Annotated in this window: 22 protein-coding genes; 13 read left to right on the forward strand and 9 right to left on the reverse strand. The window is 34.2% G+C overall.

Annotated features, from left to right (window positions below; translation table 11 throughout):
- The first annotated feature begins 47 nt into the window (after window positions 1-47).
- The 3 genes from H4V97_RS09385 to H4V97_RS09395 all read left to right on the forward strand — a co-directional run bounded on the left by H4V97_RS09385 (window position 48) and on the right by H4V97_RS09395 (window position 2917).
- Window positions 48-1520: an ATP-binding protein gene (locus tag H4V97_RS09385; protein WP_231385370.1), complete on the forward strand. Its 1473-nt coding sequence runs from the start codon at window positions 48-50 to the stop codon at window positions 1518-1520.
- Between the two features lie 11 nt (window positions 1521-1531).
- On the forward strand, window positions 1532-2314 hold the full coding sequence (locus H4V97_RS09390) for an enoyl-CoA hydratase/isomerase family protein (RefSeq protein ID WP_209549561.1): 783 nt from the start codon (window positions 1532-1534) through the stop codon (window positions 2312-2314).
- A gap of 201 nt (window positions 2315-2515) precedes the next feature.
- The gene (locus H4V97_RS09395; RefSeq protein WP_196848698.1) at window positions 2516-2917 is read left to right on the forward strand and encodes a hypothetical protein; all 402 of its coding nucleotides are present in this window, start codon (window positions 2516-2518) and stop codon (window positions 2915-2917) included.
- Window positions 2918-3012: 95 nt separating this feature from the next.
- Here the strand turns inward: H4V97_RS09395 and H4V97_RS09400 are convergent, their stop codons facing one another.
- The 5 genes from H4V97_RS09400 to H4V97_RS09420 form a co-directional block, all read right to left on the reverse strand.
- A complete protein-coding gene (locus tag H4V97_RS09400; RefSeq protein ID WP_196848697.1) occupies window positions 3013-4869 on the reverse strand; it encodes an adenylate/guanylate cyclase domain-containing protein in 1857 nt (618 codons plus the stop codon).
- Entirely contained in the window at window positions 4866-5312 is a 447-nt protein-coding gene (locus H4V97_RS09405) for a hypothetical protein (protein ID WP_196848696.1), read from the reverse strand. The genes H4V97_RS09400 and H4V97_RS09405 overlap by 4 nt, the downstream gene beginning before the upstream one ends.
- A 472-nt stretch (window positions 5313-5784) precedes the next feature.
- Window positions 5785-6438 carry an HD domain-containing protein gene (locus H4V97_RS09410; RefSeq protein ID WP_196849008.1) on the reverse strand — a complete coding sequence of 218 codons (654 nt, stop codon included), beginning with the start codon at window positions 6436-6438 and terminating at the stop codon, window positions 5785-5787.
- A gap of 94 nt (window positions 6439-6532) precedes the next feature.
- On the reverse strand, window positions 6533-7522 hold the full coding sequence (locus H4V97_RS09415) for an acyl-ACP desaturase (protein ID WP_196848695.1): 990 nt from the start codon (window positions 7520-7522) through the stop codon (window positions 6533-6535).
- Between the two features lie 10 nt (window positions 7523-7532).
- Entirely contained in the window at window positions 7533-8267 is a 735-nt protein-coding gene (locus tag H4V97_RS09420; protein ID WP_209549562.1) for a lysophospholipid acyltransferase family protein, read from the reverse strand.
- A 125-nt stretch (window positions 8268-8392) separates the two neighbouring features.
- Here H4V97_RS09420 and rnpA point away from each other — a divergent pair, with 125 nt between their 5' ends.
- The 3 genes from rnpA (at window position 8393) to H4V97_RS09435 (ending at window position 11370) form a co-directional block, all read left to right on the forward strand.
- A complete protein-coding gene (rnpA, locus tag H4V97_RS09425; RefSeq protein ID WP_196848693.1) occupies window positions 8393-8818 on the forward strand; it encodes a ribonuclease P protein component in 426 nt (141 codons plus the stop codon).
- A 108-nt stretch (window positions 8819-8926) separates the two neighbouring features.
- Entirely contained in the window at window positions 8927-10564 is a 1638-nt protein-coding gene (locus H4V97_RS09430) for a S41 family peptidase (protein WP_209549563.1), read from the forward strand.
- Window positions 10564-11370, forward strand: a complete 807-nt coding sequence (locus tag H4V97_RS09435; protein WP_196848691.1) for an OmpA family protein — start codon at window positions 10564-10566, stop codon at window positions 11368-11370. Before H4V97_RS09430 ends, H4V97_RS09435 begins: the two co-directional genes overlap by 1 nt.
- On the opposite strand, the gene H4V97_RS09440 is transcribed toward H4V97_RS09435, so the two are convergent.
- The 3 genes from H4V97_RS09440 to H4V97_RS09450 form a co-directional block, all read right to left on the reverse strand.
- Window positions 11371-11814: a GNAT family N-acetyltransferase gene (locus H4V97_RS09440; RefSeq protein WP_196848690.1), complete on the reverse strand. Its 444-nt coding sequence runs from the start codon at window positions 11812-11814 to the stop codon at window positions 11371-11373.
- A 49-nt stretch (window positions 11815-11863) separates the two neighbouring features.
- Window positions 11864-12841, reverse strand: a complete 978-nt coding sequence (locus H4V97_RS09445; protein WP_196848689.1) for a DUF4837 family protein — start codon at window positions 12839-12841, stop codon at window positions 11864-11866.
- Window positions 12842-13105: 264 nt separating this feature from the next.
- Window positions 13106-14293: a phosphoglycerate kinase gene (locus tag H4V97_RS09450; RefSeq protein WP_196848688.1), complete on the reverse strand. Its 1188-nt coding sequence runs from the start codon at window positions 14291-14293 to the stop codon at window positions 13106-13108.
- 261 nt (window positions 14294-14554) lie between these two features.
- Here H4V97_RS09450 and H4V97_RS09455 point away from each other — a divergent pair, with 261 nt between their 5' ends.
- The 4 genes from H4V97_RS09455 to recA all read left to right on the forward strand — a co-directional run bounded on the left by H4V97_RS09455 (window position 14555) and on the right by recA (window position 17853).
- Window positions 14555-15703, forward strand: coding sequence for an ATP-binding protein (locus H4V97_RS09455; protein ID WP_196848687.1), 1149 nt, complete (start codon window positions 14555-14557; stop codon window positions 15701-15703).
- A gap of 4 nt (window positions 15704-15707) precedes the next feature.
- Window positions 15708-16091 (forward strand): DoxX family membrane protein, encoded by a 384-nt coding sequence (locus tag H4V97_RS09460; protein ID WP_196848686.1) that lies wholly within the window; start codon window positions 15708-15710, stop codon window positions 16089-16091.
- Window positions 16092-16131: 40 nt separating this feature from the next.
- Window positions 16132-16641, forward strand: a complete 510-nt coding sequence (locus H4V97_RS09465; RefSeq protein WP_196848685.1) for an acyl-CoA thioesterase — start codon at window positions 16132-16134, stop codon at window positions 16639-16641.
- A 204-nt stretch (window positions 16642-16845) separates the two neighbouring features.
- A complete protein-coding gene (recA, locus tag H4V97_RS09470; RefSeq protein ID WP_196849007.1) occupies window positions 16846-17853 on the forward strand; it encodes a recombinase RecA in 1008 nt (335 codons plus the stop codon).
- A gap of 49 nt (window positions 17854-17902) precedes the next feature.
- Here the strand turns inward: recA and H4V97_RS09475 are convergent, their stop codons facing one another.
- The gene (locus H4V97_RS09475) at window positions 17903-18670 is read right to left on the reverse strand and encodes a lysophospholipid acyltransferase family protein (protein WP_196848684.1); all 768 of its coding nucleotides are present in this window, start codon (window positions 18668-18670) and stop codon (window positions 17903-17905) included.
- 139 nt (window positions 18671-18809) lie between these two features.
- Between H4V97_RS09475 and trpS the strand changes: the two genes are divergently transcribed.
- From trpS to H4V97_RS09490, 3 genes are all read left to right on the forward strand, one after another.
- The gene (gene trpS / locus H4V97_RS09480; protein WP_196848683.1) at window positions 18810-19784 is read left to right on the forward strand and encodes a tryptophan--tRNA ligase; all 975 of its coding nucleotides are present in this window, start codon (window positions 18810-18812) and stop codon (window positions 19782-19784) included.
- Between the two features lie 440 nt (window positions 19785-20224).
- Window positions 20225-21595: a hypothetical protein gene (locus H4V97_RS09485; protein WP_196848682.1), complete on the forward strand. Its 1371-nt coding sequence runs from the start codon at window positions 20225-20227 to the stop codon at window positions 21593-21595.
- Window positions 21596-21611: 16 nt separating this feature from the next.
- Window positions 21612-22013: a hypothetical protein gene (locus H4V97_RS09490; RefSeq protein WP_209549564.1), complete on the forward strand. Its 402-nt coding sequence runs from the start codon at window positions 21612-21614 to the stop codon at window positions 22011-22013.
- The last annotated feature ends 143 nt before the right edge of the window (window positions 22014-22156 follow it).

Genomic DNA, 22156 nt, shown 5'->3' on the forward strand with positions numbered 1-22156 from the left:
TCCAATCTGTAACTGACTACTGAGACGGAGACTGTAAACTAAAAAAAATGCTAGAGAACTTTAAAATGTCGATGCTTTCCTTACGAATCAGGATTTTCCTTTCCATGATTGTATTGATTATTATGGCGTCCGTTTTATTAGCTTCAATTTCGATTATACAATTTAAAAACGAAGCCAAAGAATACCACCAAGAACGCTTAGAAAAAAAAGAAGATGCGATAAAAGAACACATCAATTACGTGCTTTCTACCACAACGTATCCTTTGAAAACGGAAAACTTAGGATTAATTTTTAAAGATAAAATCCACGAACTAGCGCAAATTCATGGTATTGAAATCAATATTTACAGTCTCGACGGAAAACTGTTGAAATCCTCTAAGGAATCTTTTTCAGTAGATAAAGTGTCGCCTCCCGTCCCAAAATATATTCTGAAATTAGTTCGGTCTTCCATTGAAAAAAGATATGTTGACATTAAAACTATAGATGGAATAAAGAATCGATCGTCTTACAGCCAGATAAAAGATGATAAATTCAAACCTCTCGGGGTTTTGAATTTGCCTTATGTGGAAGATAATGGTTTTTACGAAAATGAATTAAACAGTTTCCTGATTCGCTTAGGCCAAGTGTATTCCTTTATGTTAATTGTGGCTTTTGCTTTGGCTTATTTTCTTTCGACTTATATCACTAAATCTTTGAAAACGATTTCAGACAAGTTGAGCGAAACCAGTTTGAATCAAAAAAACGAAAAAATTGTATTAGAAGCCAGCAGCAAAGAAATAAATCTGTTGATAGAAGCATACAACGGAATGGTAGATAAACTGGAAAAAAGCGCTGTAAAACTAGCGCAAAGCGAACGTGAAGAGGCTTGGCGCGAAATGGCAAAACAAGTCGCCCATGAGATCAAGAATCCGCTGACGCCAATGCGATTGACGGTGCAAAGTTTTCAAAGAAAATTTGACCCAAATGATACCGATATAAAGCAGAAAATGAAAGATTACTCGGAGACGTTAATCCAACAAATTGATACGATGAGTGCCGTTGCGTCAGCTTTTTCTAATTTTGCTTCCATGCCGGCACAACAGAATGAAACATTGAACGTCGTTAATGTAGTTGATTTGGCATTGGATATTTTCAACGAAGAGTATATTGTTTTTAAAAGCGATTCGCCTGAAATTATTTCTAAAATAGACCGAACCCAACTCATTCGAATCATTACCAATTTAGTTAAAAATGCCATTCAAGCTATTCCTGAAAATCAACAAAACAAAGCAATACTTGTTACCATACAAAAAGAGCTGAACAACGTCTTGATTACCGTTGCGGATAACGGAATCGGGATTCAACCGGAAGATATCAGTCGCATATTCGAACCAAAATTCACCACTAAAAGCAGCGGAATGGGTCTTGGTCTCGGTATTATTAAAAACATTATCGAAAATTATAAAGGAACGATTACCTTTGAAACTGAATTTGGAAAAGGGACTACTTTTACAGTTTCCCTTCCAATAATTAACTCCTAAAAATCATAATTATGAACTACGAAAATATCTTAATTGCAACCGAAAATAATATTGCAACGGTTACCATCAATCGTCCTTCAAAACTAAATGCCTTAAATGCAAGCACTATTTCTGACTTGCATAAAGCCTTTAAAACATTAGGGAAAAACAATGAAATTCGTGTTATTATATTAACTGGTAGTGGTGAAAAAGCTTTTGTTGCCGGAGCAGATATCTCAGAATTTGCCAATTATTCTATCGAAGAAGGGATGCAATTAGCTGCTGAAGGGCAAGAAAAATTATTTGATTATATAGAAAATCTAAAAACTCCCGTAATCGCAGCTATTAATGGTTTCGCTCTTGGTGGCGGTTTAGAATTAGCGATGTCATGTCATTTCAGAGTTGCTTCTGATAATGCTAAAATGGGACTTCCGGAAGTTTCACTGGGATTGATTCCCGGTTATGGAGGGACACAACGTTTACCTCAACTTATTGGTAAAGGTCGTGCAATGGAAATGATTATGACCGCAGGAATGATATCTGCCGAAGATGGATACCGAACTGGCTTGGTAAATCAGGTGGTGCCGCAAGCAGAACTTTTGGAATTTTGTATAGGTATTGCACAAAAAATAATGAAAAACTCCCCTTACGCTATTGGCAAAGCCATAAAAGCAGTCAATGCCAACTTCAAAGAAGGTAAAAACGGATTTGAAACGGAAATAAAAGCTTTTGGAAAATGTTTTGGAACTGAAGATTTTAAGGAAGGGACAACTGCCTTTTTAGAAAAAAGAAAAGCGGTATTTACTGGGAAATAGTTTTTAATATGGTACTATGTTTTTTATAAATATCTTTTTATTACACCATTATTACCGTGTAATAAAAGGATATTGTTTTTTGGAACAATCCCAAAAAAACTGAATCGAATTCTAAAACAATTTTTTTTCTTGCATTAATGGATTCTTTGGACAACAAACCCTAATTTTGCGAGCTAGTTTCAAATTTTAATTTTAAAAAACATGTCCTACCAACCCGTATTTGCCCTTTTTTGGGAAAGTGTAAAACAAAGTATTCAAGATGGAACCTACGCAAAGCTAACTTTGGCAAAGACCATAGGCGATACTGAATTAAAAAACATCTATGTTCGTCCCGTTTTACTCGAGAATGATGTGTTTGCGCTTTCGGTTACGGCACGTTCCAAAACAGAAGAAATAGAATCATTTCATACATTGGATGAAACCTTTATGGTATTGGCTCCGTTTATGAATAAACCTTTTTTAACGGCACTTTTATTTACGACTGAGAACGATATTACTTTTAAACTTAATAAGAAAAGAGTCGCAAGTATCATTGAACAAGCTCCCACGTTTAAAAACGCGTCGGATGTAATTATAGAAATGAAAGCGAAGGGAATCATATAAAAATGCAACTAATGTATCTATTCGATGCATTAGTAAAGCATGATGTTTGTAGCGCTGTTAACCAAATTAAGACTGTCTCGTTCTGATAAATCAAATCAGCACGCCTCTTTCTTCCCATTCACAAAATACATTTTCATCATACCCCTGTTTTTTACTTCAATTTCACCACGATAATCACAGTCAAAACTATCTCTGATGAGTTCAAAGGTATTTTCAGCGATATTAATTTTTCCAGGTTCAGAACAGGATTCCATGCGAGAAGCAATGTTCACGGTATCGCCCCAAATGTCGTAGGCAAATTTCTTAGTTCCTACAACTCCAGCAACCACTGGTCCAGAATTAATACCGATACGGATTTCAAAACGGGTTTCATTTTGTGGATTATGCTTTAATGATTTGTGTACAAAAGCGGCGATTTCAAAAGCGGCCGACACCATTTTATGGGCGTGGTCTGCTGTAGGAAACGGTAATCCGCCAGCACACATATAGCTATCGCCTACGGTTTTGATTTTTTCCAATCCATATTTTTCCATAATGGTATCAAACATAGAAAAATAGTAATCCACGCTTTCTACCAACTTCTCAGGAGATAAATAATTGGCGTATTCCGTAAATCCTTTGAAATCTGTAAACAATACTGTAACCGATTCGAACCGTTTTGCGGCCACTTTACCATTTTGTTTTAGCTCTTGAGCAGTTTCCTCAGGAAGAATATTGAGTAGTAAATTGTCTGAACGGTTTTTTTCTTCTTCAATTATAATGTTGGTTCTTTTAATGAATTTATAGCGTCTGTACAATCCGATTGCCAATAAGAAAATAAGGAAAAAAGAGAAAACTGTGGCATAAATAAGATTGCGCTGGCGTTTGGCTTTTAGATGCTGAATTTCTTTGTCTTTTTTGAGTAAATCAACCTGAACTTGTTTTTGATTAACTTCATAATTAGTCCGTAAATCAGCCATTTGTTCCACTGATTTGAGATTGGTGACACTGTCGCGATAAGAGATGTGGTTCTTGTAATATTTTAAAGATTCTGCTGAATTTCCGGCTTTTTCATAGAGTTGGGACAGTTTTAGATTGGACGTACTAGCTTGGTCTTTCAAACCATATTTTTGGGCTAGTTCCAAACTTCGGTTGGCATAATTCAACGCTTTTGTCCAATCATTTTGTTTCAAATAAATATCCGACATGTGAATTAGATAATCGGAAATTCCATAATAATCTTGCATATTTTCCAAAATGGCCGTCGCTTTCCCGAGATATTCCATCGCCAATTTTTGATTGCCTTTTTCTGCATAGACCAGTCCAATATTCCCCAAGCTATAAGCGGTGCCAATCAAATAATCCGCTTTTTTGAAAATGGCGCCCGACTCATTGAAATAGCGTAAAGACCGATTGTATTGCTTGTTTTTTAAATATTGATCTCCGGCATTTAATAAAGCACTTGCTAAGGCAATAGCATTATCTGTTTTTCTTAATAGTTGGATCGCTCGGTTATAGTAAATATCTGCATTTTTAGCATTACCCATCACCGAATAAATATCGGCAATGGCGGAATACGCTGTTCCTTGTCCAACAACGAATTTTGCTTTTGTAGCTGCTTCTTCACTTTTGATAAAAGCATCCAAAGACTTATCTAAATCTCCGGCAAGTCTGTGTTTATTTCCTTTTTGATAATATCCTCTGTGAAGGTATAAATAGTTTTTTTCCGCTTTAGATAATGCAATAAGTTCGTCGGCATATCGTAGTGAAAGTCCCAGATTATCAACTTCATTAAATGCTAAATTTCTCAACAGTTCTAACTTTTCAGTTCCTTTGAGATTCCCTTTAGCGTAAATCAGCTTTAAACTGTCGGCTACTTTTTGCTCTTGTCCCCAAGCAGTTTCAGACAGGAAAAATAGAAAACACAACGCACCGGAGATTTCTACAATACACTTGTAAAATCTCAATTTCATTGCGGATTTATTGCTAATTTTGGATCAATACTAAACGATTTATAATTAGAAGGTGAATCATAAATGCTGAAATTAATCAGGTAAATATCTTCTAAACCAGCTAACCTATTATCGTTTTTAACGTTGGCATTTACATTACCTGACCTCCCAGCTGAACCTTGAATGGTTTTGGCAGTAAAGAAATTGGTATCGCCGTCTTCTGAGTCAAAGACAATGCTGGTGATTGCTATGGTATATCCGTTATCACCTGTAACACCAACCCATTTCACATTGTTATTTATAAATACGATGGAGGTGAAATCTGGTAAAGTTCCGTTGGGAGAATTACCGTTGTTGTCATCAGATAAGACACATATTTCATTAATCTGTGCTTTTGTTGGATTAGTTAATCCAAAAAGATAATTTGCTTGAACACTTAATGTGATTGTTACTGGCTTTGCCATAATTACTATATTTAAAGGTTAATAAATACATATTTATATAGACCATTAATTAAATTCGGCGGGGCAAGCCAGTAAGATTTGGAGTAATTCGATCTAAAAACGAATATCAAATTTAATGTTTTTTTTCTAATAATTTAATATTGTTTTTCTCAAATTACTGTTTTTTAAGCGATTATTATTAAAATTGTATGTGGAATCACTATTTTCCTTCATCATCTAAAAAGAAACATTTCGTCTAAAAAAAATCTAATTCTCAATATAAATGGATTGGTCCTTAAAATTAATAAAAAAAGAATGCGAAGTACTATTGAACAAATTATGACTTTTAAAAATGTTTGTGATGTAATTATTGAGGTGAAAGAAAAGGGAATTTCGATTTAAGAATTTTGATTAACGATTGCTGATTTTTGATTTAAAAATCAGCAACAAGAAACATTTGAAATTTAAAATCGTTTATCTGAAATCTAAAATATTATTTCTCCCCTTCCCATTCCGCATAAAATTGCGACAGGAATCCTTCCATGTATTTATGTCTTTCTTGTGCAATTTGTTTTCCGGTCACCGTATTCATTTTGTCTTTTAGCAGTAACAACTTTTCGTAAAAATGATTGAGCGTTGGAGAATCATTATTCTTGTACTCTTCCTTTGACATCTTCGTTTTCGGAGCAATTTTAGGGTCGTAGATCGTTCTGTTTTTAAAACCCCCATAATTAAACGTTCGGGCAATTCCAATGGCGCCAATGGCGTCTAAACGATCCGCGTCCTGAACTATATCCAGCTCAATGGAAGAGAATTTCTTTTCGAAATTACCGCCTTTGTAGGAGATGTTTTCAATGATATTTATTACATGTGCTATCGTTTCTTCTGCTGCGTTTTCTGATTCTAAGAATTCGCGGGCTACGGTGGGTCCAACAGTCTCGTCTCCATTATGAAATTTACTGTCGGCAATATCATGAAGTAGCGCTCCTAAACGAACAATTGTTGCATCACACGCTTCGTTTTTAGAAATTAAAACAGCATTTTTATACACTCTTTCAATATGGAACCAGTCGTGTCCGCCTTCGGCATTTTCTAATTTTTCTTTAACGAAAAGAATCGTCTTGTCAATTATATCTTCTTTGATCATTTTAATATTGGTCTTAATCAAAAATGTTGAATCTTGAAGCACAATAACTTCAAAACTCAACATTTTTTATTCTTTTATTTAGAACTTAAAAAATCTATCGTGCTAAAGCAGGTTCTACCCATTTGAAAATATGGGATTCTTGTGGAATTACCATACGTTCTGAAATTTTAGCCATTCTTCCTGGTAATTTCATTAAGTAATCACGGGCTTTCTCCGCTTCATCTGTCAAACCAGACATTTTTTCAATTTCCCATTTTTCAACCAGTTTTTGCATGATATCAACATAATCGGAAGCAGTGTAAACACCTATTCGCTGCGCCGAATCAGAAAACTGTTCGAAAGCAGTACTGATTTTTTGTCCAGATTCTCTCAGAAAATGCGCAGGCATAACGATTTTTGCTTTCATCATATATTGAAAAGCAAGCATCATTTCACTTGGATCCACTTGAAAAATTCTAGTCACAAATTCGCTATACGCATGATGATGGCGCATCTCGTCACCAGCAATCATTTTGCACATTTTAGACAATTTGTTATCTCCATATTTCTTCGCCATTTGCGCCACTCTATTATGAGAAACATAAGTAGCTAACTCTTGAAAACTAGTGTATACAAAATTCTTGTAAGGATCACGTCCGGTTCCAATATCAAAACCATCATTAATAAGATGTTGTGTAGTCATCTCGATTTCACGCATGTTTACACGACCTGACAAATACAAGTATTTATTCAGCAAATCTCCATGACGATTTTCCTCACCAGTCCATTGTCTGATCCATTTAGACCAGCCATTTCTTTCCACGTTATCAATACCATCTACATCCATTAACCAGGATTCGTAGGTTGGCAAAGCTTCTTCGGTGATTGTATCTCCCACTAAAGTTACCCAGAAATCATATGGTAATTCTTTTGCTATTTCACGTAATTCTTTAACCTCATCAAAAAAGGTGTCACTTTCAGAATTAGGCAAAAAATCTGATGGTTGCCATATTTTTTCCACTGGGATTAGGTACTGATCAACAAAGCTATCCACGTTTTTTTCCAAAAACTGCATTACTTCTAATCGAATGTTTTTTATTGACATTATATATAAATTAAATTTTTATTCCTTGTACTACAGTTTTTTCTGTTAATTCTGATAGTTCCTCATAACCATAATCTTTTACCGCTAATGGTTTATGTATTACAAAGGTAAGGTGATTTCCTAAACCTAAGGGGAAAAATCCATATTTAACGATTTTCCAAGAGTTGTTTATCGTTACCGGAACCACGTAAGCAGATGGTGCATTTTTACATAATATTTTCAATCCGGTTTGGGAAAACGACTTTGGCGCTCCGTTCTTGCTTCTAGTTCCTTCCGGAAAAATAACTGCCGAGCGTTTGTATTTTTCAATATATTCTGCTAATCCTTTGATTGCAGGAATAGCTTGTTTTGGATCTTTGCGATCAATAAGGACCGAACCCCCGTGTCTCAAATTATAAGAAACACTTGGAATTCCTTTTCCTAATTCCATTTTACTGACAAATTTACAATGAAAACGACGTAAATACCAAATCATTGCAATAATATCATACATACTTTGATGATTAGAAACAAAAATCAAAGGGGCATCTTTAGGAATATTATCTATATTTTCAAATTTATAGGTTGTTCCTAAAAGATTGGTGCATTTTACCAACAAAAAGTTCATATAATCCACACTCTTTTTGTGAGCCTGATAACCAAAAACAGTAAAGCAAGTCCATTGAATGGGATGAAACAGGACCAATATAAGACCAAAACACAAATAATAAATTATGGATATAGGATAGGAAATCAGTTTTTGCATTCTTAAAATATTAGCCACAAAAGTAAGAAATATATTTTTAGTCGGATTTAAATCACAAACAATATATAGAATTCGTGTTTAATCGTAACTTTGCAGAATAAAATCCATGTCTTTTTTATCCAAAAATGAACTTCACTTATCCAAAAAACGAAAAACTAAAAAGTAAAATCACCATTGGATTATTGTTTTCCGAAGGGAAATCAGTGTCTAAATATCCTTTACGATTAGTCTATTATTCTGGTAATTTGGACAATCCCGACACTTCGGGGCAAAATATAAAGATGGGAGTTTCGGTATCAAAAAAACATTTTAAAAAAGCGGTTGACCGAAATTATTTTAAACGCGTTCTTCGTGAAACCTATCGTCTCAACAAACATTTACTATTGGATAATCTGGATAAACCCTATGCTTTTATGTTGTTTTACCAAAGCAAAGACCGTTTGTCTTATGAGGAAATCAACACCAAAACTATTCAATTGTTTGAGAAATTTTTGCAACAAAATAGTAAAACTACTTTGTCAGAAAATAACCTAGATTTAGAAAAATTATAATTTGCAATTCAATCAAATGAAGCAATAGAACCTTTATATACAATACTTTAATTAATATTGACGTTTTATTGTTATTTTAGCGGTTACAAATTTAGTTATACGAAACCCATGAACTTCTTTTTCAAAAAAAAATTCATAATTCCTATTGTCGCTTCGGCATTTTTATTCATTGGAACCAGTTTCAAAGACGATTTTTTTGAAATTGCAAAACAGATAGAAATATTCACTACGCTATTTAAGGAGTTGAATAAAAATTACGTAGACGAGACAAATCCTGGCGATTTAATGGACAAAGCCATCAAAGGAATGTTAGGCAGTCTAGACCCTTACACTGTTTATTTCAACGAGCAGGAGGTGGTACGATTCAAAATAAATAACACAGGAGAATATACTGGAATCGGTGCTTTATTAACAAGAAAAGAGGAGAAACTAACGGTAAAAGAAATTTATAAAAACTTCCCTGCGGATAAAGCTGGACTCAAGCCTGGTGACGAAATTATTCAAATAGGTGATGTGCTTTTATCTGCATTCAAAGAAGATGCTTCACAACTTTTTAAAGGGGCAAAAAATACTAAAATCGACATCAAATACATTCGACAAGGAAAAACCAACACAACCCAAATTGTATTGGATGAAGTAGAAATAAAATCAGTGCCATTTTTCGGGAAAATTGATGAAAAAACCGGTTATATTGTCTTGTCCCATTTCAATAAAAAAGCTTCCGTCGAAACCAAAGAGGCATTAGAACAATTAAAAAGGGAGGGTGCGCAAAGAATTATCTTGGATCTAAGAGACAACCCAGGCGGACTTTTGAATGAAGCAGTGAATATTTGCAATCTCTTTGTTCCAAAAAATGAAATCATCGTAACTACAAAATCGAAAATCGAAAAACACAATACTACCTATAAAACTGCCAATGAACCTATTGATACCGAAATTCCATTAATTATAATTGTCAATGGAAGAAGCGCATCCGCATCAGAAATTGTTTCGGGAGCCTTACAGGATTTAGACCGTGCCGTGGTACTGGGAAGCCGAAGTTTTGGAAAAGGATTAGTGCAAAGACCAGTAGAATTAACCTATGGAACGCAACTAAAGGTAACCATTGCCCGTTATTATACCCCTTCCGGAAGATGTATTCAAGCCCTAGATTATGCACATAAAGACAAAAGTGGTGTAGCCACTAGAACCGAGCAAAAAAATTACAATGCATTCAAAACACGAAAAGGAAGAGCTGTTTATGATGGTGGCGGCATTCAGCCTGATGTAGAGCTTAGCGAAACTAAACTAAGTCCAATCACCAACGCATTAATACGCAATGATGGAATTTTCAATTATGTAACGCATTATTATTATAAAAATCCAACTTTAGGAGATAAGATTCCAACGATTTCAGATGCGGATTATTTAGACTTTAAACAGTTTTTAAAAGCTGAAAAGTTCTCTTTTGATACTGAAACAGAGTTGGCTTTGAAAAATACTTTGGCTATAGCCAAAAAAGAAAAAGTAGACGAATCCATATCAACAGAATACCAGCAATTGTTGAGTGCATTGCAAAAAAGTGAAGATCTGCTATTGGATAAAAATCAAAAAGAGATCAAGAATCTTATCTTAGATGAAATCATAAAAAGGTATCAATACCAAGAAGGATTATATCAATATTATATAAAAAACAATACCGAAGTTAAAAAAGCGGTTAGCATTTTGGACAATAATTCAGAATACAAATCTATTTTGAAATTATAATGAACAAATTTTTCCAAATATTATTTTTACTTTTTTGTTGTTATCTAAAAGCTCAAGAAAAACCGGTTGAAACGGTATTTTTTGAATTTGACAAATACAACCTTAGCGAAGAACAAATAAAAACCATCATTGATTTTGCTAAAAAAGCAGATACGACCAAGATAGAATCGATTCAAATTTATGGTTATTGTGACGATAGAGGGGACAACGATTATAATTATAAATTATCCAAGAGCAGGGTGAATACCGTTCAAGACATCCTTACTTCCAACGGTTTTAATAAAAATAAAATTGTGATCATAGAAGGTAAGGGACGTGTGATTATACAAACGGACGCTGTGGAAAACTTAGTAGAAACTCGTTCCAAAAACAGACGTGTTGATTTATTTCTTGTAAAAAAGAATAGTTTTGGAAACGGCATTTTTAACTCTTTTCAAGAAAATCATAAGGTTGGTGATCGTATTTATCTAGAAAATATCTTCTTTGATTTAGGAAGAAGTGAGCTTACTTTACATTCGAAAAAAGAATTAGACAAAGTCATATTGATTTTGCAAAAAAATCAAAATCTTCAATTTGAAATAAGAGGCCATGTCTGTTGCACACCCAGTTATTACGATGATGCCATAGACGAAGCCACACAGGAAAGAAAACTTTCGACGAATCGTGCCCGGAATGTTTTTAAATATTTAATGTCAAAAAAAATTAACAGCCTTCGAATGACCTACAAAGGCTGTGGCAATAAATTTCCCGTTGGAAAAGGGGATGCTTTTGACCGAAGAGTAGAATTTCTTATTGTAAAAATATAATTATTCCCGTTTCATCTCAATATGCGGGATGTCATCCTCCAAATACATTTCGCTGGTTTGAACAAAACCATGACCTTCATAGAACTTTTTAAGGTATAATTGGGCACCAATGGTAATTTGGCTTTCGCCAAAATGCAGCAAAACACCAGCAATAGCTTCACGCATTAAATCATGTCCCCATTTCCGGTCACGGTAATTTGCATCTACAACCACTCTACCAATCGAGGCATTATCAAAACTGATTCCTGCCTTAAAAAGTCTTGCATGAGCTACGATTTTTCCTTCGAATTCTCCAAAAAGATGCAACGCCACTTTATCCTTGCCGTCAAGATCGAGATAAACGCAGTTTTGTTCCACTACAAATATTTCGCTTCGCAATCGCAGCAAATCGTATAGTTCGTGAACAGAAAGTGCCTCAAAAGGCTTTATACTCCATTTTAACATCGTGTGCTTTTTATTCTATTTATAGATTGCAAATTAAAGAAAATAAAAATCAGTTTTTCAAAACAACAACCGATTTTATTATGGATTCTAACTCATGCATCAAATCGCGTTTTTCAATGGAAGGCGCATAACAAAAACCCTCCAGAACCAGAATTCTGCTGTTTTCCTTGTCAACAATGGCATAATTGATAAATGGTCCCTGCATATAATCATTTTTCAACTCCCAGGTTCCTTTAGTCTCATAGGTTTTTTTCCCATCAAGCGTGGTCTTGAAAAGATACGGTGCATAGGCTTCTTCCGTAACCATGTTAGATTTTGGTTCGGTACCACTAATGTATAATTGCCCAATTGAATCTCTCATTTTGATAATACTGGTAATCAAATTTGAATTCTTCTTTATGGAACTTATAGGAACCTGATAGATCAAAAGGCTATTGTTTCCCCCGTTAATTTCCTTTTTCAACCACATAAATTTACTTTTATGAAGTACATAGGCATAGTTGGAAGGGATTTTTAGTGAAATATGGAATTTGTTAGCAATAACTTTTGGATTGAGTAGTGAATGAGAATTAATTCTCTGGCTTTCAGCTATTTCTGTTTTTTTGATTAACTGAAGCATTTTCGGAGCATTTTTTTCTATACATTTTATAATGTCTGCCCCTGTTTTTCCGGAGATATAAAACACATTTTGAGGTGATGCATATTGATTTTTTTTTATTTCAAAATTGTTTTCTACTTCTTTTTTAACCACTATAATTGCTCTGCTATCCGTCATGAATCCTTCCAGAAGTTTAATTGGATATTGATTTATGTTAAAAAGAGGTTCTTCTTGTGGTAAACCAATAACTGGTGATGCAAACTTATTTCGGATGCTGTCGCCCACTTCGCCATTCCACAATTGATCATCGATAATAACGGAAATCGTGTTGATTTTCCCATTAGTTTTCCGAGGTAAATTATCACTTTTCTTGGCACAGGAAAAGAACATAAAAGAAATAAAAAGAAATAAAAATTGAGCCTTCTTCATTATTATTTAATTAAAAAATAAAACCCAAATTTATAGCTATTTCTTTTATTATCCGCTTCATTACAGGTTTACTATTTCTGCAGCGAATATCATTCCATTTTTTCAGTCTGTTTACAATCATTTATTCCTCCTGCTCTGTTTCAATTTACTAGAAATAAATTTTGCATTCGCAATGGATAAAAATAAAAAACCCATAAATAATGCTTGTAACACTATTTATGGGTTTTCAGGTAAACTACAAAAAGTAGTTTTAGTATGTCGCAATTAGTCCAAGATAGCCGCAATTCCAGGTAATACTTTACCTTCCAGCATTTCAAGCATAGCGCCTCCGCCTGTAGAAACATAACTCATCTTATCTTCTAAACCAAATTGTTTTACTGCCGCAACTGAATCGCCACCACCAACTAGAGAAAACGCTCCTTTTTCTGTAGAAGCCGCAATATAATTCCCAAGAGCAATAGTTCCTTTTGCAAATTTTTCCATTTCAAAAACACCTAATGGTCCGTTCCAAAGAATGGTTTTGGACTCCATAATTACTTTTTCGAACATAGCTAATGATTTTGGTCCTGCGTCAAGTCCTTGCCATCCATCTGGAATTTCATTAACATCTACAATTTTCGTTTCCGCATCATTTGAAAATGCATTCGCTGCAACAACATCAACCGGAATATGAATTTGAACTCCTTTTTCCTTAGCCAATCTTAAAATTTCTAATGCCAATTCTTGTTTGTCATCTTCACAGATAGAATCTCCAATTTTACCGCCCAATGCTTTCACAAAAGTAAAGGTCATTCCGCCACCAATAATCATGTGATCCACTTTGTCCAAAATATTTTCGATAACCGTAATTTTAGAAGACACTTTTGATCCACCAAGAACTGCTGTGACTGGTTTTTCACTGTTTTTCAAAACCTTATTCAAGCTTTCAATTTCTTTAGCCAATAATAATCCGAAACATTTTTCAGTAGGAAAGAATTGCGCAATAATAGTTGTAGATGCATGTGCTCTGTGTGCTGTTCCAAAAGCATCATTTACATAAATATCACCAAGCGACGCTAGCTCTTTTGCGAAAGCAACATCTCCGGCTTCTTCTTCGCTGTGAAAACGCAAATTTTCCAATAATAAAACTTCTCCAGCCTGTAATTTTGCTGCAGCATCTTTGGCTACCGAACCAACACAATCTGAAGCAAATTGAACAGGAACTCCAAGAACTTCTGAAGTCGTTTTTAAGATATGTTTTAATGAATATTTGCCTTCAACACCTTTTGGTCTTCCTAAATGTGACATCAAAATTACGCTTCCGCCTTGTGCAAGAATTGCATCGATTGTAGGTTTTGCCGCTTCGATACGAGTAGCATCAGTCACGTTAAAATCCTCATCTAATGGCACATTAAAATCAACACGGATTATAGCTTTTTTATTTTTGAAATTGAAATCGTTTAAAGTTTTCATTAGGCCTTTTTTTAGTTTATTTTTTTTGAAAGAATAACAAATATAGAACTTTTAAATTATTAATAAATTTGAAAAAATCAAATAAATTCTGTTTTAAGCAACGAAATCGATGTAAATAAATAAATAATGTTTCATTTTAATGTTTTAAGTGTTTTTTATTCTAAAGGAAGTTAAATTTTTATTATTTAAAACATCGGATGCTTAACTATCATTTTACAGCTGAAAATTTTAGACTAAACCATTTTCTTATATCTTTGCTTTATGCAATTTTCAGAAATTTTAGGACAAGAACACATTAAAAGTCATTTGACAAAAAGTGCTGATTTGGGAAGAATTCCCCACGCACAACTGTTCGTGGGTCCTGAGGGAAGCGGTACGTTACCTATGGCAATCGCTTATGCCCAATACATTATTTGCAGCAATCAAAACTCGGAAAATTCGGGTTCAAATGAGGCTTGTAATCTGAAATTCAATAAAATTTCGCACCCCGATTTACATTTTGTTTATCCAACCGTAAGCACCGAAGAAGTAAAAACAAAGCCAAAAAGTATTGATTTCATTACAGAATGGGGACAATTTTTAACTGAAAATCCTTATGGAGGATTGTTTGATTGGTATCAAATGCTAGGCGTTAAAAATAAACAAGGCGAAATTAGAGTCGACGATGCACAGGAAATCCTGAAATCTTTGGCTTTGAAATCCTATGAAGGCGGGTACAAAATAATGATCATTTGGATGGCAGATAAATTAAATATCGCCGCTTCCAATAAATTATTGAAATTACTGGAGGAACCAACAGACAGAACGGTTTTCATACTGATTTCGGAAAACGAAGAAGATCTTATTCAAACCATACGTTCCCGTTGCCAAGTCTTGCATTTTAATGGTTTACCCGAAAAAGTTATTGCCGAAGCCTTAGTTTCACGTGAAAATACTGAAACTAAAACGGCCGTAAAAATAGCGCACCAAGCGCAAGGAAATTACAACAAAGCACTACAATTGTTGCAACCGGATAGCGAATCTGTTTTTTTCGAAAAATGGTTTGTAGATTGGGTTCGTGCCGCTTTTAGAGCAAAAGGAAATGCGGCAGCAATTCAGGATTTAATTCAGTGGAGCGAACAAATTGCCGGTTTGGGAAGAGAGACTCAAAAGAAGTTTTTACACTTTTGTATTGATATGTTCCGTCAGGCTTTGTTATTGAATTATCAAGCCGAAAGTTTAGTTTACATAGAACCGCAAGTCGAGAAATTCAAAATGGAGAATTTCGCCCCTTTTGTCAATGGCAATAATATTAATGATATCTTTCAGGAACTTTCGGATGCGATGTATCATATTGAACGCAACGGAAATGCAAAAATAATCTTAACCGATTTATCAATAAAACTTACCCGATTAATTCACAAAAAATAAAAACATGAACAACATTACTTCGATTTTAATTCTAATTTTCTTAGCTATTACTTTTCTTCAATCCGGATATGATAAACTGTTTTATTGGAAAGATAATGTGGATTGGTTAAAAGGTCATTTTGCAAAAACACCGTTGAAAAATGCTGTGCCATTAGCCTTATTGAATATATTAATTTTAGAGTTGATTTCAGGTATTTTATGTGTGGTTGGCTGCATCGAATTATTTGTAAACAACGGAAGAATTTTTGGTTTTTATGGAGCTGTTTTTTCTTGCATTACTTTACTAATGTTACTATTCGGACAGCGATTGGCTAAAGATTATGATGGCGCAAGAACTATAGTTATCTATTTCATACCAGCAATAATGGCTGTGTATTGGTTAAACTAAAAATAAAATCAGAAAAAAAGTAATTACATTGACAAATAAAATGATACCAAAACATCCTTCAGAATCCGTAACAATATTAACCGATTTAGTTTTGCCAAGTGAAACAAATCCTTTAAATAATCTTTTTGGTGGCGAACTTCTAGCTCGTATGGATCGTGCAGCAAGTATCGCAGCAAGAAGACATTCGAGAAGAATTGTGGTTACAGCCTCCGTAAATCATGTAGCTTTCAATAGAGCCATTCCATTAGGAAGTGTGGTTACGGTCGAAGCCAAAGTTTCCAGAGCTTTCAAGAGTTCGATGGAAATTTTTATTGATATTTGGGTAGAAGACAGAGAATCTGGAAACCGCACCAAAGCCAATGAAGCAATTTATACTTTCGTTGCCGTAGATGATACCGGAAGACCTGTTGAAGTTCCTCAAATAATCCCGGAAACAGAACTGGAAAAACAACGTTTTGACGCTGCTTTGCGCCGCAAACAACTCAGTTTGGTTTTAGCAGGGAAATTAAACCCTCATGATGCCACTGAATTGAAAGCGTTGTTCATGTAAAAAAAAGAATAACTGATTAACTTTTGATGAAAATTAAGGATTTAAAAATATTTTATAAAGAGAAAATTCACATCAAAAAAAGAAGTATTTTTACGAAAATATATGTTGCTCTAAATGAAATTTTCAGGAGAAATATTCATCCTGCCAGTTTCTTACGATTATAAAAAATAATACAAATAGATGAAAGAAAAGGTAAAAGAGAAGATGAGTACAGAGAAAGAAGCAAAATTAAAAGCGTTACAACTTACGCTAGACAAATTGGACAAAACCTACGGAAAAGGTACGGTGATGAAAATGGGAGACAAAGCCATTGTAGAAGTAGAAACTATTTCTTCGGGGTCTCTAGGGATTGATTTAGCCTTAGGAGTTGGTGGTTATCCAAGAGGAAGAATTATTGAAATATACGGTCCGGAATCATCTGGTAAAACAACATTGACACTTCACGCGATTGCTGAAGCTCAAAAAGCAGGTGGAATTGCTGCTTTTATTGATGCGGAACATGCATTCGACAGAAATTATGCGGAGAAATTAGGAGTAGACATTGAAAATCTAATCATTTCTCAACCAGATAATGGAGAACAAGCATTAGAAATTGCCGAAAACTTGATTCGTTCAGGTGCAATTGACATTGTAGTAATTGACTCGGTTGCTGCTTTGACTCCAAAAAGTGAGATCGAAGGGGAAATGGGAGATTCTAAAATGGGACTTCATGCTCGTTTAATGTCTCAAGCATTACGTAAACTAACCGGTACCATCAGCAAAACAAATTGTACTGTTTTCTTTATCAATCAATTGAGAGAGAAAATTGGAGTAATGTTCGGAAATCCAGAAACTACAACTGGAGGAAATGCATTGAAGTTTTACGCTTCAGTACGTTTAGATATTCGTCGTTCTACACAAATCAAGGATGGTGATAATGTACTTGGAAACAGAACCAAAGTTAAAGTGGTGAAAAACAAAGTGGCTCCGCCATTTAAAATCGCTGAATTTGACATCATGTATGGTGAAGGAATTTCAAAAACAGGAGAAATTTTAGATCTTGCTGTAGAATTTGAAATCATCAAAAAAGCGGGTTCTTGGTTTAGTTATGGTGAAACCAAATTAGGACAAGGTCGTGATGCGGTAAAATCTTTAATCAAAGACAATCCAGAATTAGCAGACGAATTAGAATTAAAAATAAAAGCAAGAATAAAAGAATTAGCTGAAGCATAAAACTAAAAAAGAGTTCACTACGGTGGACTCTTTTTTTATATACTATTTATTAAAAAGCAAACTTATTTTCATTTTCGGTCTTTTCAAATTCCTGCAATTGAGAGTAAATGGTATTTCGAACTTCTTCCCGAATTACTTTTCTACTGCTTCCGGTTTTACCAAAGGTATCTACTTGCGAATGTATTTTAACCCTCATAATTCCTGGGCTTCCGCTAAAAAAAGTATAGGAAAATCTTTTTTTATTGTCGGCAAAACTAATTGGAACAATAGGTATTTGATGTTCAATCGCTAATCTGAAAGCGCCGTCTTTAAAAGTGTCTAACAATACCGATTCATCATCCGGCACGCCGCCTTCTGGGAAAATACAAACACTCAATCCTCTATCAATTCTATTCTGCGCCTGATTAAAAACTTCCATTCTGCTTTTTGGACAGCCTCGATCGACTAAAATACAGCTTCGTTTGTAAAAAAATCCAAATAATGGAATCTTGGCCAACTCGTGTTTACCAACAAAAACAAAAGGATTTTTAATGGTGGCCAGCATCAGCATGATATCGGCCATGGAAGTGTGATTGGCAACAATCATATAGCTTTTATGGGATTCCAGTTCCTGGTTTTTTTCAACTTTATAATAAAAACCCATTCCAAAGAGAATGAATTTTGCCCAAATTCGAGCCATCTTAAAAAAGTAAGGATATCCGCTTTCGGTCAAAATGGAAAGCACCAAAAAAGGAAACATAGCGAGAATGGGAATAGCCATTAAAATGTAAAACCATACGCGCCACAGTGTCCAAAAAATAATTTTTAATCCTTTCATAATGCCAAAAGTAAGGAATCGGATGTAAATAGCGGTAAAAGAATTAAATTTGGCAACTTTAGTGTTAGAAAAAAATAGTAATCTTTGCGAACTTTGCGAAAAACTTTGCAACCTTTGCGGTAAAACGTTAAAAAATACAATGGCAAAAATACTTACCGGCGTTCAAAGTACAGGAACACCACATTTAGGAAACTTACTTGGCGCAATCATTCCCGCAATAGCTTTATCAAATAATCCCAAAAATGAATCGTTTCTTTTCATTGCCGATTTGCACTCGATCACGCAAATAAAAAACGGCGAAACATTAAGAACAAATACCTACAGCACCGCTGCTGCTTGGCTTGCCTGTGGTTTAGATGTAAATAAAGTGGTTTTTTACAGACAATCGGATGTGCCTCAAACGGCGGAATTATCCTGGTATTTGAGTTGTTTTTTCCCTTTTCAACGTTTGACATTGGCACATTCATTCAAGGATAAAGCGGATAGACTGGAAGATGTTAATGCCGGTTTGTTTTCGTATCCAATGCTAATGGCTGCCGATATTTTATTATACGATGCAAATTTTGTTCCCGTGGGGAAAGACCAGTTGCAACACCTTGAAATCACTCGCGATGTAGCATCTCGTTTCAACCACCAAATGGGAGAAACTTTTGTAATTCCCGAAGCGATAATACAAAAAGACGGCATGCTTATTCCCGGTACCAATGGAGGAAAAATGAGTAAATCAGCAAATAATATCATCAATATTTTCCTTGATGATAAGTCCTTACGCAAACAAGTGATGAGCATCGAAACCGACAGCACGCCACTGGAAGATCCTAAAAATCCGGAAACGTGTAATGCATTTGCGATTTATAAATTATTAGCCAATGAAGAACAAATAGCCAGAATGACTGCCAATTACCTTGGTGGATATTACGGTTACGGTCACGCCAAACAAGCTTTGTTTGAATTAATCACGGAGACCTTCAAAACCGAAAGAGAGAAATACAATTACTACATGAATAACCTTCCTGAGGTCGATGCTTTACTAAAAATTGGTGCTGGGAAAGCTTCGGCTGTAGCTAATGGCGTTTTAGCAAGAGTGAGAGATAAATTAGGATTTGAGGTGTAATAATCTATTTTTAAAACATGGAAGTCATTTAAGTTTTTTATAGTTTTATTACTATTTCACAAAAGCTTAAATGACTTATATGTTAAAATCATATTTATAGCAATCCCTTTTTAGTTCAAAGACTGGAAAGGGATTTTTTTTTAAAATATCACTAAAAGTGGGTATTTCTTATAAGATTTACAATCCATATTTTTGGTAAAGACTATTTAAAAAAATAGCACTAACTTTAAATCATAAAACTATGAAACAAAGCACAAAGCACAAAGCACAAAGCACAAAGCTACATTAGCAAATTTATTCTTTTTGTTTTAGCAATAACGTTTAGCAATTGCCAAGTAGAGGAAGAACTCCTTGAAAATAAAGAGCAACACAATGCTATTGATAAAGACAAAATTTCGCTTGTTCAATTCAAAAACGAAACAAAGCTCAATCCCAAGCAAATGCAATCCAATACAGCAGCTAAAAAAAACAATACAGCTAAAGAAACCATGCGCTTTTCTGATTTTATAATTGATACGCTGGCAATAAAAAAACACGTTAGTGAAACTAATAAAACGACTTATACTTTTCGTATTTACCCATTGACAACAGTAGCGCAACCAAATGAAATATATAATCTTGTATATCATAAAGTCAACAATTCATGGGAAACCTCCATTTTTTACTTAAAGAAATTCCCGAAAAGTGATACTAAACAAAAAATATTTGAAAAAATAGAACGGATATATGAAGGAACCGTCGCTAATTCTTTGACATCAAAAACTACTAGTTTAGAAATGTGTACTTTTGAAACTACTAGTTATCACTGTACAAATAGCGGAGAGTGCAGTAGAACTGGCATCTGTGATTTATGTTATTTATGCACAAGCACAACCATAACTTATGAATCTTGTGCCAGCGGAGGAGGTAGTGGCGGCGGAGGGTCGTCTGACCCAGGCAATACTTCTGATGGCGGAGGCACAGCGGATCCTTATGCTTACGCACCTAATTTTTATGACAATCCTGTATATGACGACCCAAACTATATTAATGCAGTAAAGAGGTCGTATGTTTGGACTAATTTAGGAGATGCAGCACAAGGTTTTTTTGCCAGTAATCAAGATAATATGAATGCTTTTAATCAAATTATTCAATATCAAATCGATGAAAATTGGTCGGACGAAAGTTGTGTTTTTGCACAAGAAATGTTTAATTATTTATCTGGAAATAGTTTTAACGGGATTATTGTTCCTGCAATTAATCAATTTGTTAAAGAAATGATTAATTCAATGGTAAATAATTATGGCTATTCTTCTGACGGATTTATGGGGGACACTGATTACGATAACATTGATTATTCTGGCCCTAAACAGTTGATTCCAAAGAGTATTATTCTGAACGATGGTTCTACACTAATAATAAGCTTTGGAACCACTCAAAGCGACAATAAAAATTCAAACAATGAGGTTGCTGTAGATTTAGTTAATAGTATAAAATTTGCAATAAATTTAGCAAATAGCAACCTAGAAAATTCTAATAAAATAACCTCAATATATATTGCTGCCACAACAAATGGCACTCATTCCTCTACAAGTAATCATACAAGAGGCACTGCGGTTGACATAAGTAGAATAAATGGCACAAAAATGATTAATTTAGGTAATAATATTCAAGTTAAAGCCCTGCAAGATGCTTTTGATAACTATCCGTCAATCAGAGAGAATTTCGGACCTTCTTTTAAACACAAGACATTTCCTAACGGATCTGTAAATCTGAATTGGCCTATTGGCGGTCACCAAGACCACATTCATGTATCAGTTCAAAGTTATTAATCCTTAAAATACAATTATGAAAAATATTATTTTACTATTATCTATAATGACAGTTTTAAGTTGTAAATCTCAAAACTTTGAAGCTAAAGAAGTAAACAATTTAGAATTAAATAATTTAATTGGAAATATAAGTTATTTTAAATCTTACGCTTTAACTGATAATTTAATCAATATCGTTATCACAAAAAACGAGGTAGGAAGCGCAAAAAATGAAGAATCAGGTGAAGTTTCCAATAATTTGTATTTATCTAAATGCGAATTTGGAGAACTGCCAATTTGCAAATTATATTTATTGGAGAATTTTATCAATATAAATATTGTAAAAGTATATGAGGATAAAAAAAACATTAAAATTGATATTACATCTGGAAATTTTAATCAGCGTAAATCATATACAATTTTAATCTCACTAAATTAATATATTGAATATTAGGTTTAATAGTCCAAAATAGTTGATGAAACCCTTTCTGGGTACTATTAAATATAATGTTCCAAAAAGTTGATTGATATCCGTTTCAATCAACTTTTTTTAATTTAAATAAATTCAAAAAAAAGTGTAAC

The sequence above is a fragment of the Flavobacterium sp. CG_23.5 genome (assembly GCF_017875765.1).
Lineage (GTDB): Bacteria > Bacteroidota > Bacteroidia > Flavobacteriales > Flavobacteriaceae > Flavobacterium.